This is a genomic window from Microbacterium luticellae (assembly GCF_050408645.1).
Taxonomy (GTDB): domain Bacteria; phylum Actinomycetota; class Actinomycetes; order Actinomycetales; family Microbacteriaceae; genus Microbacterium.
Window position 1 is genome coordinate 216,065 of record NZ_JBNTKE010000003.1, and the last position, 15,147, is coordinate 231,211.

Below are 15,147 nucleotides of genomic sequence, written 5' to 3' on the forward strand. Positions count from 1 at the left end.
AGGTTCCCGGCCGCACCGCCCTGCTCGGGGGCCGCCAGCGACCTCAACAATGTCACGCGCATCGAGCGGAGCAGCACTGCCCTGCCCGGGGCCGCACCGCCCTGCCCGGGGTCGCAGCTGCCTGGATGCCGCCTCGTGTCGGCCGTTCGAGCGCGTCGGCAAACAGCGTTTCCTCCCCAGGCCACCGTGCGCGACGATTACTCACGGGTCGTGGGCACAGCGCCCAATTTTTCCTCGTCGCGTCTGCGCCGCCTGGCATGCTGCATGGCGTGGAGTCGTTACGGTCAGCCCTTGAGGCACTCGGTGGTGTCGCGCGCGGAACACAACTGCGCCGGCGAGGCTTCAACCGCGAGCGGATTGGGCGGGCTGTGGCATCCGGAAACATATGCCGCATTCGGGATGGAGTTTTTGCCCTCTCCACCACCGACCCCGTCATCATCACTGCCGCGCATCATGGAGGGGCGGTCACGTGCACGACCGCGCTGCACCTCTACGGCCTCTGGGTATTGCCGGCCGAAAAACATACCCATGTATGGCTGGGCCAGAACGTGCGCCGGCACCAGCATCCGGAATGCCACTGTATTGAGCATCGTCATCGCGGAAAAAGCAGCCTCGGAACGGTCGACATCGAAACCGCCCTCGTGCACCACTACCACTGTGCCGGAAGCGAGGCCTTCTTTACCGCCTACGAATCGGCGCTCCGACAACGACGAATCCCGCCTCATTCACGCGAACGGTTACGCCACCGTCTCCCCAGCCGCGCCCACTGGCTCATCGACCTGGCCCGCACCGACGCCGACAGCGGACTCGAATCACTCCTGCGCCTTCGACTGCACCTGGCCGGGATCGCTGTAACGTCTCAGGTTCGGATTCCCGGAGTCGGATGCGTCGACTTCGTCATTGACGGCCACCTCATCATCGAAGCCGACGGCCGCGACAACCACGACTCCCCCACCCACCGCCACAAAGACCTCCTGCGCGACGCCGCCGCCTCACGACTCGGATACGAGACCCTCCGCTTCGACTACGCCCAAATCGTGCACGACTGGGAGAGCGTGCTGCACGCCATCGTCTCGGCCATCGCCCGGCACGCCAATCGGTGAGGGCAGCCGCAGCCACATTTCCGGCGTTCGGGCCGCATCTCCGGCATCCGGCGCCCCATCTGTAGCATTCGGCGCCCCCAGCTGCAGCATCCGGCTCCCCATCTGCAGCATTCGACACCCCATTTGTCTGACAGATTCGCATTTGTCAGACAAAAACGGCCACATCTGTCAGACAAATGCGAATCTGTCGGACAAGTGACGGCCGACGGGCGCGAAGTCAGCGAGGCAGGGCGATCGGGCTACTCGGTCGCAGTGCCAGCACCACCAGCGCCACCAGCCCCAGCACCAGTGGCAGAGCCAGCCCCAGCACCAGCAGCGCCAGCAGCCGCAGCACCACCAGCACCAGTGGCAGAGCCAGCCCCAGCCCCAGCACCAGCAGCAGCCGCGGCGACAGCTTCGGCAATCGGCTGGTCGCCGTCATTAAACCGGATGCTGCGGCCAATAGTGGCGGGCTCGATGAGTGTTTGTGCGATCACATGGGCAACGTTTTCGCGCGATACGGTTCCCGATTTTTCGGCGTGCACGTCGATGGTGCCGCTGGCTGTTTCGAGGGTGAGGCTGCTGGGCGCGAGGATGGTCCAGTCGAGGCCGGATTCGCGCAGGTGTGCGTCGGCGGCAGGTTTCGCTTCGGCGTAAGCATAGAACGAGTTTTCGGGATCAACACCGTGGTCGGGCGACGACCCAAAATACGACACCATCACGTATCGGCGCACTCCGGCGTCGACGGCGGCATCCATGGAACGCACGGCGGCCTCATAGTCGACCGCGCGGGTGCGGGCCGGGTTTCCGCCGCCCGCTCCGGCCGACCACACAACGGCGTCGTGACCGGCAATAAGTTCGGCAAACTCGGCCTGTGATCGCTGTTCAACATCGAAAACGACGGGCGTGGCCCCGGTGGCTGCGACCGCGTCGGCCTGATCGGGGTTGCGAATCACCGAAGTGACGCTATCACCCCGCTGCACCAGAACCGGCGCCAGCATGCGTGCAATTTTTCCGTGCCCACCAACAACAAGAATTCGTGTCATACATCCACGCTAGCGACGAATCTGACTCCGGGCGCGGTTCACGCCAACACCATCCCGGATGCCGCGGGCCAGCCCCGCGCGCAGCATCCGGCCCTATTCCCAGCATCCGGTGCCCTTGGCCGTGTACTCGGTGCCCGGGCGTCGCCTGCACAGACCGAAGCGGACGCTCACCCGGCATCCGGCACCCGGCATCCGGCACCCGGCACCCGGCACCCGGCATCCGGCACCCGGCATCCGTCTGACAGATTCTCATCTGTCAGACAAAAATGGCCATATCTGTCAGACAAATGAGAATTTGTCAGACAAGTGAAGGGGAGGCGTGGAATGCAAAAAGCGGGCGCTGGCCACCAAGCCCGCCCTCTGTCACCGCACGCGGCTGCCTGCCCGCCATACGGCGTCGACGAGGGGCACTCCGGGTCGGTAGGCGAGGTGGGTGCGACTGGGGGCTCGCAGTAGCACGATGTCAGCGCGGGCTCCGGGGGTGACGATGCCGATGTCGGTGCGGCGGAGAGCACGGGCGCCTCCGGCGGTGGCGGCCCAGATGGCTTCGCTGACGGTCATACCCATTTCGCGGACGGCGAGGGCGATGCACAGGGGCATCGATGTGGTGTAGCTGGTGCCGGGGTTGGTGTCGCAGGCGAGGGCGATGGTGATGCCTGCGTCGATGAGGTGGCGGGCATTGGGGTAGGTCTGGCGGGTCGAGAATTCGACTCCGGGGAGCAGTGTGACGACGGTTTCGGATGCTGCGAGGGCTGCGATGTCGCTGTCGCTGAGGTGGGTGGCGTGGTCGATCGAGGCAGCTCCGAGTTCGATGGCCATGGGGATGGCGTCGGTGGGGCCGAGTTGTGCGGCGTGGAGTCGGGGGGTGAGGCCGTGGTTGATGCCGGCGGTGAGGATGCGGCGGGTTTGTTCGGTGGTGAAAGCGCCGGTTTCGCAGAAAACGTCGATCCAACGGCTGTGGGGTGCGCAGGCGTCGAGCATGGCCCCTGTGACGAGGTCGACGTAGGCGTCGGGGCGGTCGGCATACTCTTCGGGCACAACGTGCGCCCCGAGAAAGGTCACTTCGGGCGTGATTTCTCGCGCTATGCGCACGATCCTTTCTTCATCGGCGACGGTGAGGCCGTACCCGCTTTTGATTTCGATGGTGGTGGTGCCCTGCGCATACAGTTCGGCGGCGAGGGTTCGCATGCGGTGGCGGAGTTGTTCGTCGCTGGCGGCTCGTGTTGCCGCGACAGTGGATCGTATGCCTCCTGCGGCATAGGGTTCTCCGGCCATGCGGGCTTCGAATTCTGTGGCGCGGTCTCCGGCGAACACGATGTGACTGTGGCTGTCGACGAATCCGGGAATGACAGCGGCTCCGGCGGCATCAACATGTTCATATCCGCCAGGGATTTCGGGTGTGGCGTCGGCCGGTCCGACCCACGCTATATGGGTGCCTTCTACGAGGACGGCGGCGTTGTGCAGGGTGCCGCAGAGGTCAGCAGCATCCGGCACAAAATCGGTGGCATCCGGCGCCGCACGACCCACAGCATCCGGCACCGCACCTGCATTGGTGGTCAGTTCTCCAATGTTGGTGATGAGCGTGGTCATGATGCTTCCGTAGGAATATGGGGCGTAGGCGTGGGCATGGGTATGTGGAGACCACGTTCGCGGGCTATGGTGCGGGCGTGTTCGTAGCCGGCGTCGACGTGGCGCATGACTCCCGTGCCGGGGTCGTTGGTGAGTACGCGGGCGAGTTTTTCGGCGGCGAGGGGTGTGCCGTCGGCGACGGTGACTTGGCCGGCGTGGATGGAGCGGCCGATTCCTACGCCTCCGCCGTGGTGCAGTGAGACCCAGGAGGCTCCGGATGCTGTGTTGAGAAGCGCGTTCAGAAGTGGCCAGTCGGCGATCGCGTCGGAGCCATCTTTCATATTTTCGGTTTCGCGGTAGGGCGAGGCAACGGATCCGGCGTCGAGGTGGTCGCGGCCGATCACGATCGGTGCGCGAAGCTGCCCGCTGGCCACCATCTCGTTGAAGCGGAGTCCGGCGAGGTGTCGTTCTTGGTAGCCGAGCCAGCAGATGCGGGCGGGGAGTCCTTCGAACTGTACGGTGTCGGCGGCGCGGCGTAGCCAGCGGTGCAGGGCCTGGTCGTGGGGAAAGAGGTCGATGATGGCCTGGTCGGTGGCGGCAATATCGCGCGGGTCGCCCGAGAGCGCGGCCCAGCGGAACGGGCCACGGCCCTCTTCGAACTGCGGGCGTATATACGCCGGCACAAAACCGGGAAAGTCGAATGCGCGGGTGCTGCCGCCCAGTTGTGCCTCGGCGCGCAGTGAGTTGCCGTAGTCGAATACGGTAGCTCCGGCGTCGAGAAACCCGACCATAGCGTCAACGTGGGCGGCCATGGATGTGCGGGCGCGACGGGTGAATTCTTCGGGGTCGCGTGTGGCCTGGTCGTGCCACTCGTCGACGGCGATGCCGATCGGCAGATAGCTGAGGGGGTCATGGGCGCTGGTTTGGTCGGTGACGATGTCGATGGGTACGCCGCGACGCAGCAGTTCAGGAAAGGTTGCTGCGGCATTTCCGACGAGTCCGATGGAGCGCGCCTGGCTTTGTTCTTTTGCAGCGACAGCGGCCGCCACGGCCTGGTCGAGGTCGGTCGTGTATTCGTCGAGGTAGCCGTGGTCGACGCGGCGGGCGAGGCGCTGTTCATCAACATCGACGATGAGCACGGCGCCGTCGTTGAGGGTCACGGCGAGGGGTTGTGCACCTCCCATGCCGCCTGCACCGGCGGTGAGTGTGAGGGTTCCGGCAAGACTGTCGCGCCCGAGTGAGCGGGCAACGGCGGCGAAGGTTTCGTAGGTGCCTTGCAAAATGCCCTGCGTGCCAATGTAGATCCACGATCCGGCGGTCATCTGTCCGTACATGGTGAGGCCCAGGTGTTCGAGCCGTCGAAATTCGGGCCAGGTCGCCCAGTCGCCCACCAGGTTCGAGTTGGCAATGAGCACACGCGGCGCCCATTCGTGGGTGCGAAAAACACCCACGGGCTTACCGGATTGCACGAGCAGTGTTTCGTCGGGCTCGAGCTCATCGAGGGTGCGCACAATCGCGTCATACGCTTGCCAGTTGCGGGCCGCTTTGCCCGTACCGCCATACACGATGAGGTCGTCGGGGCGCTCGGCAACCTCGGGGTCGAGGTTGTTCATGAGCATGCGTTTAGCAGCCTCGGCGCCCCAGCTTTTGGCGGTGCGAGTGTTACCGCGCGGTGCCCGGATGCTACGCGGTGCCCGGATGCTGCGCTGTTCTCGGATGCTCCCCTGACTCGCTTCGTGCTCATTCATGTCTGGCCTCCTGTGCCGCGCGAACGATGGCGCCGTCGCTGACGAGGCGCGTGATGGTCTCGATTTCGGGTGAGAGAAAACGGTCGGGTCCGGGGCCGCCGCAGGTGCGGGTGATGAGTGCGGCGATGGTTCCGGATGCCGCTGCGGGCCGTAATGGCTCGCGCAGTGCGAGTGCGCGTGTTGCGGTCATCAGTTCGATGGCGATCACGCGGGCGAGGCCGTCGACGGCGCGCAGGAGTTTACGTGCTGCCGCCCATCCCATTGATACGTGGTCTTCTTGCATGGCAGAAGACGGAATGGAGTCGACGGAGGCCGGGACGGCGAGTCGTTTGAGTTCTGAGACGATCCCTGCGGCGGAGTATTGGGCGATCATGAGGCCGGAGTCGACGCCTGCTTCGTGGGCGAGGAAGGGTGGCAGACCGCGGTTGCGTGCCGGGTCGAGGGCGCGGTCGGTGCGGCGTTCCGAGATCGAGGCGACGTCGGCCACCGAGATGGCGAGAAAGTCGAGCACGGCGGCGACGGGCGCGCCGTGAAAGTTGCCGTTCGATTCGAGCCTGCCGTCATTAGTGATAACGGGGTTGTCGATCACTGAGGCCAGTTCGCGGGTGGCGATGGTGTGGGCGTGGGCCATGGTGTCGCGGGCGGCACCGTGCACTTGGGGGGTGCAGCGCAGCGAATAGGCGTCTTGTACGCGGCCGTCGTCGGGGCCGCGGTGACTCGCGACGATGCGGGAACCGGCAAGTGTTTCGCGCATGATCGTGGCCGAGCGTGCTTGGCCGTGGTGGGGGCGCAGCGCCATGAGGTCGGCGGCGAGCACGGCATCGGTGCCCATCTGGCTCTCGATTGACATGGCTGCGGCAATATCGGCGGTGGTAATGAGGGTGTCGAGGTCGTGGAGGGCGAGGGTGAGCATGCCGAGCATGCCATCGGTGCCGTTGATCAGCGCGAGGCCTTCTTTTTCTTGCAGTTGCAGGGGCGCTATGTCGACTTCGGCGAGTGCTGTGATCGCGTCGCATTCGGTGCCGTCGGCGCGCCGCACGGTTCCTTCGCCCATGCTGGCCAGGGCAAGGTGGGCGAGCGGGGCGAGGTCTCCGGAGCATCCGAGTGACCCATATTCGCGCACGATCGGGGTGATACAGGCGTTGAGCATGGCCGCATAGGTTTCGGCGACGAGTGGCCGCACACCGGTATGCCCGGTGGTGAGGGTTTGTAGGCGCAGCACGTGCATGGCGCGAATAACATCGCGGCCTACTTCGGGGCCTGTTCCGGCCGCATGCGAGCGAATGAGGCTTGCCTGCAGTTGCCGCCGCCGTTCGGGCGCAATAAAGGTGGTGGCCAGGGCTCCAAAACCGGTCGAGACACCGTAGTGAGGCTGGTCGCTGGCGGCGCGCTGATCGATGATGGCGCGGGTGGCGGCCATGCGGTCGTGGGCTTCGGGCGCGATGGTGACGGCTGCGTGGGTGCGCGCAACGGCCACAATGTCGTGGGTCGCGAGGGGTGCTGCGCCGACCACTATCGCACTGCGTGAATTGCTCATGCTGTGATTCCACACCGGATGCTGGCGCTCTACCAGGCTCCCGTGGCATTCTGTGTCTGTGATCCCAGACACCCCGCAGCGTACACTCCAGGGTGCAGTGAGGCGCAATGTGCAGGTGCCTGCTGCCGATCAGACGCTGCGCATCCTGCGGTATTTGTCGGCCCGCGCCACTCCCACGGCGGCCTCGGTTTTGGCGCGTGATCTGCAGATTCCGCGGTCGAGCGTGTATCACTTGCTGCATGCGCTGGCCGAGCACGGTTTTGTTTTTCATGTGCGGGAGCGTCAACGCTGGGTGCTGGGCACGGCAGCTTTTGAGCTCGCAAGCGGTTATAGCCGTCAGCAGCCTCTGGCGCGTCTGGGTCGCCCGATTATTGCTACGCTGTCGGACCGCCTGGGTGAGAGCACCCATCTGGCGGTTATGAGCGACCGCGATGTTGTGTACATTGCCGAAGAGCGTGCGCCCCGCCGCCCGGCGCTCGTGACCGATGTGGGCGTACGGTTACCCGCGCATCTCACCGCCACGGGTCGCGCCATGCTCGCTGCTCTTCCGCGCTCACAGGTGCGGGCGGTGTTTCCGGATGCCGCGGCCTTCGCCGACCGCACGGGCCACGGCCCCCGTACTCCCGCTCAGCTACGCGAACTGTTACGTCTGGTGCGCAGTGATGGCCATGCGCAAGAAAACGGTGAGGTGCAGAACGGCCTGCAGTCGATCGGTGTTGCTGTGCGCGATGGTTCGGGCTGGCCTATTGCGGCGATTGCCGTCACCTGGTCGGCCGAGGGGCCGGCCCCCAGCATGGCGGTGGATGCGGTGACCGAGGCCGCTGAGCTTTTGGCCGACCGTTTGGGGTCGCCGGGGCAGCAGCATCCGGAGCAGTGAAAACTGCACTTGACGGGGCGTCGATTTATTGCGCGTCGACGAGAGTCAGTTCGAGTGCGAGGCCTGAGGAATCGACCCTACTGCTGCGTGGCCGAGTTTGCGGCGGCGATCAGCTGTTCAATCTGCTCATAGGTGACGGGTACATTCGGGAATCCGACAATGCGTCCGATAGGGAATGACTCAAGAATCTTGGCCAGTGTGTCATCAGTGTCTGGTTCTTGGGCGCTCTCGGCATCGTTGTGCGATTGATCCCCAAACATGCCCGACATGGCCCCGCGCATAATGGGTCCTGACACGGGGTTGCGCAGCAGATCACCAATCGATGATTCCATGGTCAACGGCACATCCACCGCGTCACCGTCAACAGTAACCGTCGTGCTTGAGCGAATATCGCGGCTGGAGGCCGCAACATCGATCGTGTATTCGCCGCCTTCAACCACCCAGCGGTCAACGCGAATGTCCCAGTACGCCAGGTCTTCGCGATCAATGTGCAGTTCGATGGTGCGGGTTTCACCGGCGGCCAACGCCACCGAGGCAAAAGCCTTCAGTTCGCGCGGTGCTCGCTGCACCGCCGACTGCGCCAGCCCTGTGTACACCTGCACGACCTCGCGGCCATCGCGTGCGCCGGTGTTTGTTACATCAACAGTGACCCGGATGCCGCTGTCTACCGTCTCGGCCGTCACCTGGCCGTAGTCGAAGCTGGTGTACGAAAGGCCGTGCCCGAAGGGGTAGACCACATCGATGTTGCGGGCGTCGTACCAGCGGTAGCCGACGAGAATTCCTTCGCCGTAGCGCACGTGACCGAATTCGCCAGGAAAGTTGCCGTACGAGGGATTGTCTTCGAGTCGCACCGGGATGGTTTCGGTGAGTTTACCCGAGGGGTTGACGGCGCCAAAGAGCACATCGGCGATGCCACCACCACCGGCCTGGCCGAGCAGCCAAGCTTCGACAATAGCGGGCACGCGGTCGTTAAAGGGCAGTGCCACCACTCCCCCGTTCGAGAGCACAACGACGACGTTGCTGTTTGCGTCTATCACCGCATCGAGCAGCGCCAGCTGTTCGGCGGGCAGGTTGATGTGTTCGCGGTCAAAACCTTCGGATTCTTCGACGGCGGGCAGTCCGAGAAAGACGACGGCAATATCGGCTGCCGTCGCGGCGGCCGCGGCGTCGTCACGCAGTTGTTCGGCGGTCTGGTCGGGATTGTTTTTGCTGCCGGGCACGGCAAAGCCGGGCGCATAGCTGACTTCTCCTGCCGCGAGCGCACGAATTTCGTCGAGGGCACTGTCGAGGCGGGTGGGGTTGATGAGTGACGAGCCTGCCCCCTGGTAGCGCGGTTCTGCCGCGAAGGCTCCGATGACGGCGATTCGTTCGTCGGCAAGCGGCAAAAGGTCACCGTCGTTTTTGAGTAGCACGATGGAGCGTGCTGCTGCTTCGCGCGCGAGGGCATGATGGGCGTCGACGTCGAGTGGGCTGTCGGCCGCGGGGCGCTGCTGCGAGCGCTGGATGAGTGCCAGGTTGCGGTTTGCTGCCGTGTCGAGCACGGCTTCGTCGAGCGTTCCGTCGCCGACAGCTGCCACCAGTTGTGCGTCGGTGCGACCACCGGATGCTGGCATTTCGAGGTCGAGGCCGGCGATGAGTGCTGCAACGCGCTCATTAACCGCGCCCCAGTCCGAGACGACGAGCCCTTCGAATCCCCACTCATCGCGCAGTACGGTGGTGAGCAGCCACGGGTCTTCTGAGGCATAGACGCCATTGATGCGGTTGTACGAGCACATTACTGTCCACGGTTGTTCGCGGCGCACAACATGTTCGAAGCCGCGCAAGTAGATTTCGCGCAGCGGACGCGCATCGATGTCGGAGCTCGCGCGCATGCGGTCAAACTCTTGGTTGTTGACGGCAAAGTGTTTGAGTGAGGTGCCAACGCCGCGCGATTGGATGCCGCGCACGGATGCGGCTCCGAGCACGCCCGAGACGATGGGGTCTTCCGAGAAGTATTCGAAGTTGCGCCCGCATAGTGGTGAGCGTTTGATGTTGATGCCGGGGCCGAGTACGACGGCGACGTCTTCTATGACGGCCTCGGTACCGATGGCGGCGCCGACGCGCTCAATGAGCTCGGGGTCCCAGGATGAGCCGAGGGCAACGGCGGGTGGAAAACAGGTGGCGGGCACACTGTCTTCGAGACCGAGATGATCGCCGGAGCCGGTTTGTTTGCGGAGTCCGTGGGGGCCGTCGGTCACCATGATCGAGGGCACATTGATGCGGTCGATGCTCTTGGTGGTCCAAAAGTCAGCGCCGCTAGTGAGGGCAGCTTTTTCTTCGAGCGTGAGGTCGGCTGCGGTAACAGTGTGGGGTGTCGGGTCGGTCATGGTTCTCCTCTGCGAGTACGCATGGGTGCCGCGAGGCGGGCGACACCACTGTCTTGCATCGAGAGTAGAACAGCCCAGCGCCAAAATCAAACGCTGTTCGGTATTAGACTGCAGTTATGGCACGACGAGGTTCCTATGCAAAAGGTATTGCGCGACGAGAAGAGATTCTCGAAACCGCACTGGATGTAGTTGCCCAGCGCGGCTACGAGGGCACATCTCTCAAACACATCGCCGAGGGTGTGGGCGTTAGCCCCGCCACTCTGCTGCACTATTTCGACACAAAAGAAGACCTCTTCACCGCCATTGTGCGCAAGCGTGACGAACGCGACCGCCTGCAGGCCGATATGACCGGTGACCGCGAACAGCTGCGCGCCGGGTTCTTGCGCGTGATCGCCCACAACGCGCAGGTGCCGGGGCTTGTTGAGCTGTTCTCACGACTCTCGGTGGATGCGGTGCAGCCGCGGCATCCGGCACACCACTACTTTTTGGAACGCAACCGTGTACTGCGCGAACAGTTGGCCGCGGCCCTCGCCCCCGACGCCACATCTGCGCCTGCGTCGGGCAGCAACGACACAGCACAGCAGGATGGCGAAGATGTTGCGCGTCTTATCCAAGCGGCAGCCGACGGCCTGCAGCTGCAGTGGATGCTCGACCCCAGCGTCGATATGACCGCACTCATGCGGCGGCTCTTCGACGCACTTGCACCCCACCCTGCCGCCCCACCGAGCCCCGCCCGGCGCATCGACGAATAGGCTCCCCTAGCCCACGGAACGGCGTGCGAGAAGGGCGCGCACATGCGCTTCGATCTCGGCATCATCGACGTACCCCATGCGGGCATAGGGAGAATCCGCAGCGGGTGTGCTGGCTGGAGCCGCGGCATGCTCGGCAGCATCCGGGGCCAGTCGTTCAGGTTCGGGCGGAGCCATCTGCTCGGCACGTTCGCGCAGTGCTTCTGCCCGCGCAGCATCACGCAGAGCCTGCTGTGCTTCGGCGGCGACGCGAGCGGCGTGTGCACGTGTACCTGCCTGGGCGGTCAACGACTGAGGAACCTCGCGTGGGGTCCATCGCGCTGGGCCCTGATCGTGCAGCGGCGGAGAAACACGCGGCGCTGTCGCAACGGCAGGTTGTGCTGCGCGTACCGCGGCGCGCGATGCGACCGCAGCCATACGCTGCAACACCACCGCGCCCAGCAGCACGCAACCACTGCCCACCCACAGCAGCACTGAAGAGCCAGCGGCCAACAGCTGCCACACGCCCAACGACACTCCGACGAGACCCAGCAGCACAATGGTCGATGCCACCAGTCGCACCGTGCGCCGGGCACGCGCCTGCTTGACCGCGGGGTCAGCCCGCACGGCAGCAAGCTCAGCCCGCAAAGCCTGTAGCTCTTGCGCTTCGCGCTCAGCCTGCACACGGCGAGCTAGCTTTTGCTGCGCATACACGGTACGAGTGTTGAGTTCTACACGCACTTCGGCGGGTGTCTCACTTGTCTCCGCCAGCACGCGCAGAGCCTGATTCAAACGAACAGCATTCTTTTCTGCGGCATAAAACTGGCGACTACCCCGTAAAGACGGTAGAAAATAGAGCAGCCACAGCAGCGCCGCGACCAAAACGATCACGCCCCCGCTTAATACTGGCCCACCCATGTCTCCACGGTAGGCGACACCGGGCGTCACATAACACTACGGCGCGCGCGTGTCGCACTGCGTCCGGAATCTTCTCAGGCAGCACGCTCACACATACGGTAAAAGACTCATGCGGCCGGTGACTTATGTGTCAGAAGACTCGTGCTGTGCGCGCAGCCACCGTGCAACAAGCCCCTCTGGAATTTCTCCCTCAACAAGAGCAAAAGCCCAGTGGTCTCGCCAATCACCATCAATATGAATATATGAGGGCCGTAAACCCTCATAACGAAAACCCAGTTTTTGCACTACACGTACACTCGCCACATTCTCGGGACGAATACAAATCTCAATGCGGTGCAAACCCAATTGCGAAAATGCAAGATCGGTCGCCAAAGCAACCGCCGTGGGGGTAATACCGCGCCCCGCCCACCGTTCACTAATCCAATAACCGATCGTGGCAGAACACAGCGAGCCACGCATAACACCCCAAATGCTCAACTGCCCCACAACCTCACCGTTGTACAGCATGACAAAGGGGTAACTGTTGCCGTCACGATACTGCTGTAACAGACGGCGAATACCGACACGCATGTCAATACTCACCGAAGCAGTCGGCAATGTTGCCTCCCATGGCTGCAACCACTGCCGATTCTGCTCCAGTTCACGCTGCAAGACCCGAGCATCGCGCTGACGAATCAGACGAATCGATACCGGGCCGCAGTCGTGCGTGAGAGTGGGGTCCACGACGCCCTCCGCGCGGGGCCTAGAGGCGCTCCGCGAACTCCTTCAACCACGGGCGAAGCTCGGGGCCAAGATCATCGCGGTCAGCAGCCAGCTGAACAATCGCTTTAATATAGTCGGCCCGGTCGCCGGTGTCATAACGACGGCCACCGAAGACCACGCCATACACGCCCGGTCCATCAGCATCCGCAGCCAGCTCTTGCAGAGCATCGGTCAGCTGAATCTCGCCACCCTTACCGGGCTCGGTGCGCTCAAGAATGTCAAACACGGCAGGCGGCAAAACATAGCGCCCAATAACAGCCAGGTTCGAAGGAGCATCTTCGCGAGCAGGCTTTTCTACCAGGCCCGTTACCTTGACAAAACCATCCGTGCCTGTTTCTTCTACCGCCGCAGCACCGTACATGTGAATACTGTCGGGGTCGACCTCCATCAAAGCAATGATGGTGGCACCGGTTTCGCGGTGCTTATCAAGCATTGTTGTCAACAGCGGGTCGCGAGCATCAATCAGATCATCGCCAAGAAGCACAGCAAAAGAGCTATCACCCACGTGCGTACGGGCACGCAAAACTGCGTGGCCGAGCCCCTTAGGCTCACCCTGGCGCACATAGTGAATATCCCCCATGTCGGTGGACTTCACAACGCGCTCCAGACGACCCGTGTCGCCCTTCTCCATGAGCTTGACTTCGAGCTCAGGCACCGAATCGAAATGATTGGCAATCGCATTTTTGTTGCGGCCGATAATAACGAGAACATCATCGATTCCTGCATCGACGGCTTCTTCAACCACATATTGAATAGCAGGTTTGTCGACGACGGGAAGCATCTCTTTTGGCATTGCCTTCGTCGCCGGCAAAAACCGAGTACCAAGACCGGCTGCCGGAATAACGGCTTTAATTTGTTGCTGAGTCACGAACCCCAGCATAGCCACTACCTCCGTCATAGAATCATCACTATGTCGGCAGGGCTCACTCCCACCAAGCACGCGTTGCGCGAACAGGTTCGTAATAGCCGACGCAACCGCAGCGCTCACGACCGCGAAACGGCGCAGCAACAAATAGCCGACCGACTGCTATCACTCACTATCGCTCATCGGGCGACGGCCGTATCGTGCTATCTGTCCACACCAACAGAACCGGGCACCCGAACCTTTATCGCACAGGCGCTGGCCCGTGGCATCCGGATGCTTCTGCCTCACAGCCGTGCCGACGGCCTGCTCGAATGGTCGTGGACCACCTCACTTGATAACGCCCTGCGCCCGGGGCTCTACGGCATCGACGAACCAGCAAACCCCGGCACAGCACCGGGCGTGCTGACCGAAGTCGACCTCATCATCGTCCCCGCTGCCGCGGTTGACGCGTACGGAACACGTCTGGGTTGGGGTCGGGGCTATTTCGATCGCGCACTAACGGCGCGTGAAAATGACGTGCCTGTCTATGCCGTCGTCTTTGACGACGAGGTACTCTCCCATGTTCCCGCCGAGCCGCATGACCACGCAGTCACAGGAATAGTCACACCACGGCGTACACTCACTGTGGCGCCCCGTTAGCCCTACTAACCCCGTGCCCCCTACTTTTGCCACTGAGGAGAACAATGCCCACCTATGCCTACCAGTGCACAACCTGTTCGCACCGATTTGATGCCGTACAAAGCTTTAGCGACCCAGCACTAACCGAATGCCCTGAATGCGGCGGCACTCTACGCAAAGAATACGGCTCTATCGGTGTCACATTCCGCGGGAGCGGCTTTTATCGCACCGATTCTCGGAGCGTCGGTTCCACAAATGACAGTTCTTCGACATCATCGAAAAAGGAAGCTGCTTCGAGCACCACACCGGCGGCTCCCTCTGCATAACGGGCAGACCACATTGTTTCCACACATTCATAGTCCGGAGGAACGAGGAATCCATGCTTAAGGGATTTAGAGATTTCATTGCGCGCGGCAATGTCATCGACCTTGCCGTCGCCGTTGTTATCGGCGCAGCTTTTACTGCCATTGTCGACGTCGTTGTCGCACAGTTAATCGACCCGCTGATCAGTCTGTTCTTTCAGGCTGACAGCCTCGACACAGCCCTTATGATTCCCGTGGGCAGCACACACATCGGCCTCGGTGCGATCATCGGCGCGCTCATCAACTTCTTGGCTGTCGCCGCCGTTGTGTACTTTGTGTTCGTTCTGCCCATGAACAAGTACAAAGAACGCATCGACGCGAAGAACAAGGTCGAGCCCGAAGAAGAACTGCCCAGTGAACAGCAGCTGCTCGTTCAGATTCGCGACCTACTGCAAAAGAACGAGTCGGCGCAGTAAGACCCCGTGCACGGCAACGCAGCCACTACGGCCTAGTAGTGCGGCGGAACCTCACGGCGTAACCGCTCATCATTAGGCCCCACGGCCGTCGAAACATTGTTTTCGGCGGCCGTATCGTTTCTCACCGCGGTCTCGGGTATCGCTCCGGGCACCGGAGTCAGCTGGGCCCGCCGCCGCCCCGCCACACGAACCACTTTCTGGCGCGAGGCTGCCGACGCATGCTCGGCACTGTCGCCACTACGATGGGTCATTG

The 15,147-nt window shown here is 62.9% G+C and carries 15 protein-coding genes; 6 read left to right on the forward strand and 9 right to left on the reverse strand.

Annotated features, from left to right (window positions below):
* The first annotated feature begins 269 nt into the window (after window positions 1-269).
* A complete protein-coding gene (locus ACQUSW_RS09665) occupies window positions 270-1,103 on the forward strand; it encodes an endonuclease domain-containing protein (protein WP_428932088.1) in 834 nt (277 codons plus the stop codon).
* 239 nt (window positions 1,104-1,342) lie between these two features.
* Here ACQUSW_RS09665 and ACQUSW_RS09670 read toward each other — a convergent pair whose 3' ends face one another.
* The 4 genes from ACQUSW_RS09670 to hutH all read right to left on the reverse strand — a co-directional run bounded on the left by ACQUSW_RS09670 (window position 1,343) and on the right by hutH (window position 6,982).
* Entirely contained in the window at window positions 1,343-2,128 is a 786-nt protein-coding gene (locus ACQUSW_RS09670) for an SDR family oxidoreductase (protein WP_428932089.1), read from the reverse strand.
* Window positions 2,129-2,491: 363 nt separating this feature from the next.
* The gene (hutI, locus tag ACQUSW_RS09675; RefSeq protein ID WP_428932090.1) at window positions 2,492-3,718 is read right to left on the reverse strand and encodes an imidazolonepropionase; all 1,227 of its coding nucleotides are present in this window, start codon (window positions 3,716-3,718) and stop codon (window positions 2,492-2,494) included.
* Window positions 3,715-5,445, reverse strand: coding sequence for a urocanate hydratase (gene hutU / locus ACQUSW_RS09680; RefSeq protein ID WP_428932091.1), 1,731 nt, complete (start codon window positions 5,443-5,445; stop codon window positions 3,715-3,717). Before hutU ends, hutI begins: the two co-directional genes overlap by 4 nt.
* Entirely contained in the window at window positions 5,438-6,982 is a 1,545-nt protein-coding gene (gene hutH / locus ACQUSW_RS09685; RefSeq protein ID WP_428932092.1) for a histidine ammonia-lyase, read from the reverse strand. Before hutH ends, hutU begins: the two co-directional genes overlap by 8 nt.
* 97 nt (window positions 6,983-7,079) lie before the next feature.
* Here hutH and ACQUSW_RS09690 point away from each other — a divergent pair, with 97 nt between their 5' ends.
* Entirely contained in the window at window positions 7,080-7,859 is a 780-nt protein-coding gene (locus tag ACQUSW_RS09690) for an IclR family transcriptional regulator (protein ID WP_428932093.1), read from the forward strand.
* 77 nt (window positions 7,860-7,936) lie between these two features.
* Here the strand turns inward: ACQUSW_RS09690 and ACQUSW_RS09695 are convergent, their stop codons facing one another.
* The gene (locus tag ACQUSW_RS09695; protein ID WP_428932094.1) at window positions 7,937-10,225 is read right to left on the reverse strand and encodes a glycoside hydrolase family 3 C-terminal domain-containing protein; all 2,289 of its coding nucleotides are present in this window, start codon (window positions 10,223-10,225) and stop codon (window positions 7,937-7,939) included.
* A 116-nt stretch (window positions 10,226-10,341) separates the two neighbouring features.
* Here ACQUSW_RS09695 and ACQUSW_RS09700 point away from each other — a divergent pair, with 116 nt between their 5' ends.
* Window positions 10,342-10,977, forward strand: a complete 636-nt coding sequence (locus ACQUSW_RS09700) for a TetR/AcrR family transcriptional regulator (protein ID WP_428932095.1) — start codon at window positions 10,342-10,344, stop codon at window positions 10,975-10,977.
* Window positions 10,978-10,983: 6 nt separating this feature from the next.
* Here the strand turns inward: ACQUSW_RS09700 and ACQUSW_RS09705 are convergent, their stop codons facing one another.
* The 3 genes from ACQUSW_RS09705 to galU all read right to left on the reverse strand — a co-directional run bounded on the left by ACQUSW_RS09705 (window position 10,984) and on the right by galU (window position 13,513).
* Window positions 10,984-11,871: a hypothetical protein gene (locus tag ACQUSW_RS09705; RefSeq protein WP_428932096.1), complete on the reverse strand. Its 888-nt coding sequence runs from the start codon at window positions 11,869-11,871 to the stop codon at window positions 10,984-10,986.
* A gap of 123 nt (window positions 11,872-11,994) precedes the next feature.
* A complete protein-coding gene (locus tag ACQUSW_RS09710; protein ID WP_428932097.1) occupies window positions 11,995-12,594 on the reverse strand; it encodes a GNAT family N-acetyltransferase in 600 nt (199 codons plus the stop codon).
* A 19-nt stretch (window positions 12,595-12,613) separates the two neighbouring features.
* Window positions 12,614-13,513: a UTP--glucose-1-phosphate uridylyltransferase GalU gene (gene galU, locus ACQUSW_RS09715; protein ID WP_428932098.1), complete on the reverse strand. Its 900-nt coding sequence runs from the start codon at window positions 13,511-13,513 to the stop codon at window positions 12,614-12,616.
* A 30-nt stretch (window positions 13,514-13,543) separates the two neighbouring features.
* On the opposite strand from galU, the gene ACQUSW_RS09720 reads away from it, so the two are divergent.
* The 3 genes from ACQUSW_RS09720 to mscL are packed head-to-tail and all read left to right on the forward strand — an operon-like array spanning window position 13,544 to window position 14,894.
* A complete protein-coding gene (locus tag ACQUSW_RS09720) occupies window positions 13,544-14,137 on the forward strand; it encodes a 5-formyltetrahydrofolate cyclo-ligase (RefSeq protein WP_428932099.1) in 594 nt (197 codons plus the stop codon).
* A gap of 44 nt (window positions 14,138-14,181) precedes the next feature.
* Entirely contained in the window at window positions 14,182-14,442 is a 261-nt protein-coding gene (locus ACQUSW_RS09725; protein WP_428932100.1) for an FmdB family zinc ribbon protein, read from the forward strand.
* A 53-nt stretch (window positions 14,443-14,495) separates the two neighbouring features.
* Window positions 14,496-14,894 carry a large conductance mechanosensitive channel protein MscL gene (gene mscL / locus ACQUSW_RS09730; RefSeq protein ID WP_428932101.1) on the forward strand — a complete coding sequence of 133 codons (399 nt, stop codon included), beginning with the start codon at window positions 14,496-14,498 and terminating at the stop codon, window positions 14,892-14,894.
* A gap of 32 nt (window positions 14,895-14,926) precedes the next feature.
* On the opposite strand, the gene ACQUSW_RS09735 is transcribed toward mscL, so the two are convergent.
* Window positions 14,927-15,145: a hypothetical protein gene (locus tag ACQUSW_RS09735; RefSeq protein ID WP_428932102.1), complete on the reverse strand. Its 219-nt coding sequence runs from the start codon at window positions 15,143-15,145 to the stop codon at window positions 14,927-14,929.
* Window positions 15,146-15,147 lie beyond the last annotated feature (2 nt).

What these genes read in the sequence shown, in the direction of transcription:
- ACQUSW_RS09705 (WP_428932096.1), bottom strand. Translation starts at nt 11,871, where the DNA reads ATGGGTGGGCCAGTATTAAGCGGGGGCGTGATCGTTTTGGTCGCGGCG.
- mscL (WP_428932101.1), top strand. Translation starts at nt 14,496, where the DNA reads ATGCTTAAGGGATTTAGAGATTTCATTGCGCGCGGCAATGTCATCGAC.
- galU (WP_428932098.1), bottom strand. Translation starts at nt 13,513, where the DNA reads ATGCTGGGGTTCGTGACTCAGCAACAAATTAAAGCCGTTATTCCGGCA.
- hutH (WP_428932092.1), bottom strand. Translation starts at nt 6,982, where the DNA reads ATGAGCAATTCACGCAGTGCGATAGTGGTCGGCGCAGCACCCCTCGCG.
- ACQUSW_RS09700 (WP_428932095.1), top strand. Translation starts at nt 10,342, where the DNA reads ATGGCACGACGAGGTTCCTATGCAAAAGGTATTGCGCGACGAGAAGAG.
- ACQUSW_RS09735 (WP_428932102.1), bottom strand. Translation starts at nt 15,145, where the DNA reads ATGACCCATCGTAGTGGCGACAGTGCCGAGCATGCGTCGGCAGCCTCG.
- hutI (WP_428932090.1), bottom strand. Translation starts at nt 3,718, where the DNA reads ATGACCACGCTCATCACCAACATTGGAGAACTGACCACCAATGCAGGT.
- ACQUSW_RS09670 (WP_428932089.1), bottom strand. Translation starts at nt 2,128, where the DNA reads ATGACACGAATTCTTGTTGTTGGTGGGCACGGAAAAATTGCACGCATG.
- ACQUSW_RS09720 (WP_428932099.1), top strand. Translation starts at nt 13,544, where the DNA reads ATGTCGGCAGGGCTCACTCCCACCAAGCACGCGTTGCGCGAACAGGTT.
- hutU (WP_428932091.1), bottom strand. Translation starts at nt 5,445, where the DNA reads ATGAATGAGCACGAAGCGAGTCAGGGGAGCATCCGAGAACAGCGCAGC.
- ACQUSW_RS09695 (WP_428932094.1), bottom strand. Translation starts at nt 10,225, where the DNA reads ATGACCGACCCGACACCCCACACTGTTACCGCAGCCGACCTCACGCTC.
- ACQUSW_RS09725 (WP_428932100.1), top strand. Translation starts at nt 14,182, where the DNA reads ATGCCCACCTATGCCTACCAGTGCACAACCTGTTCGCACCGATTTGAT.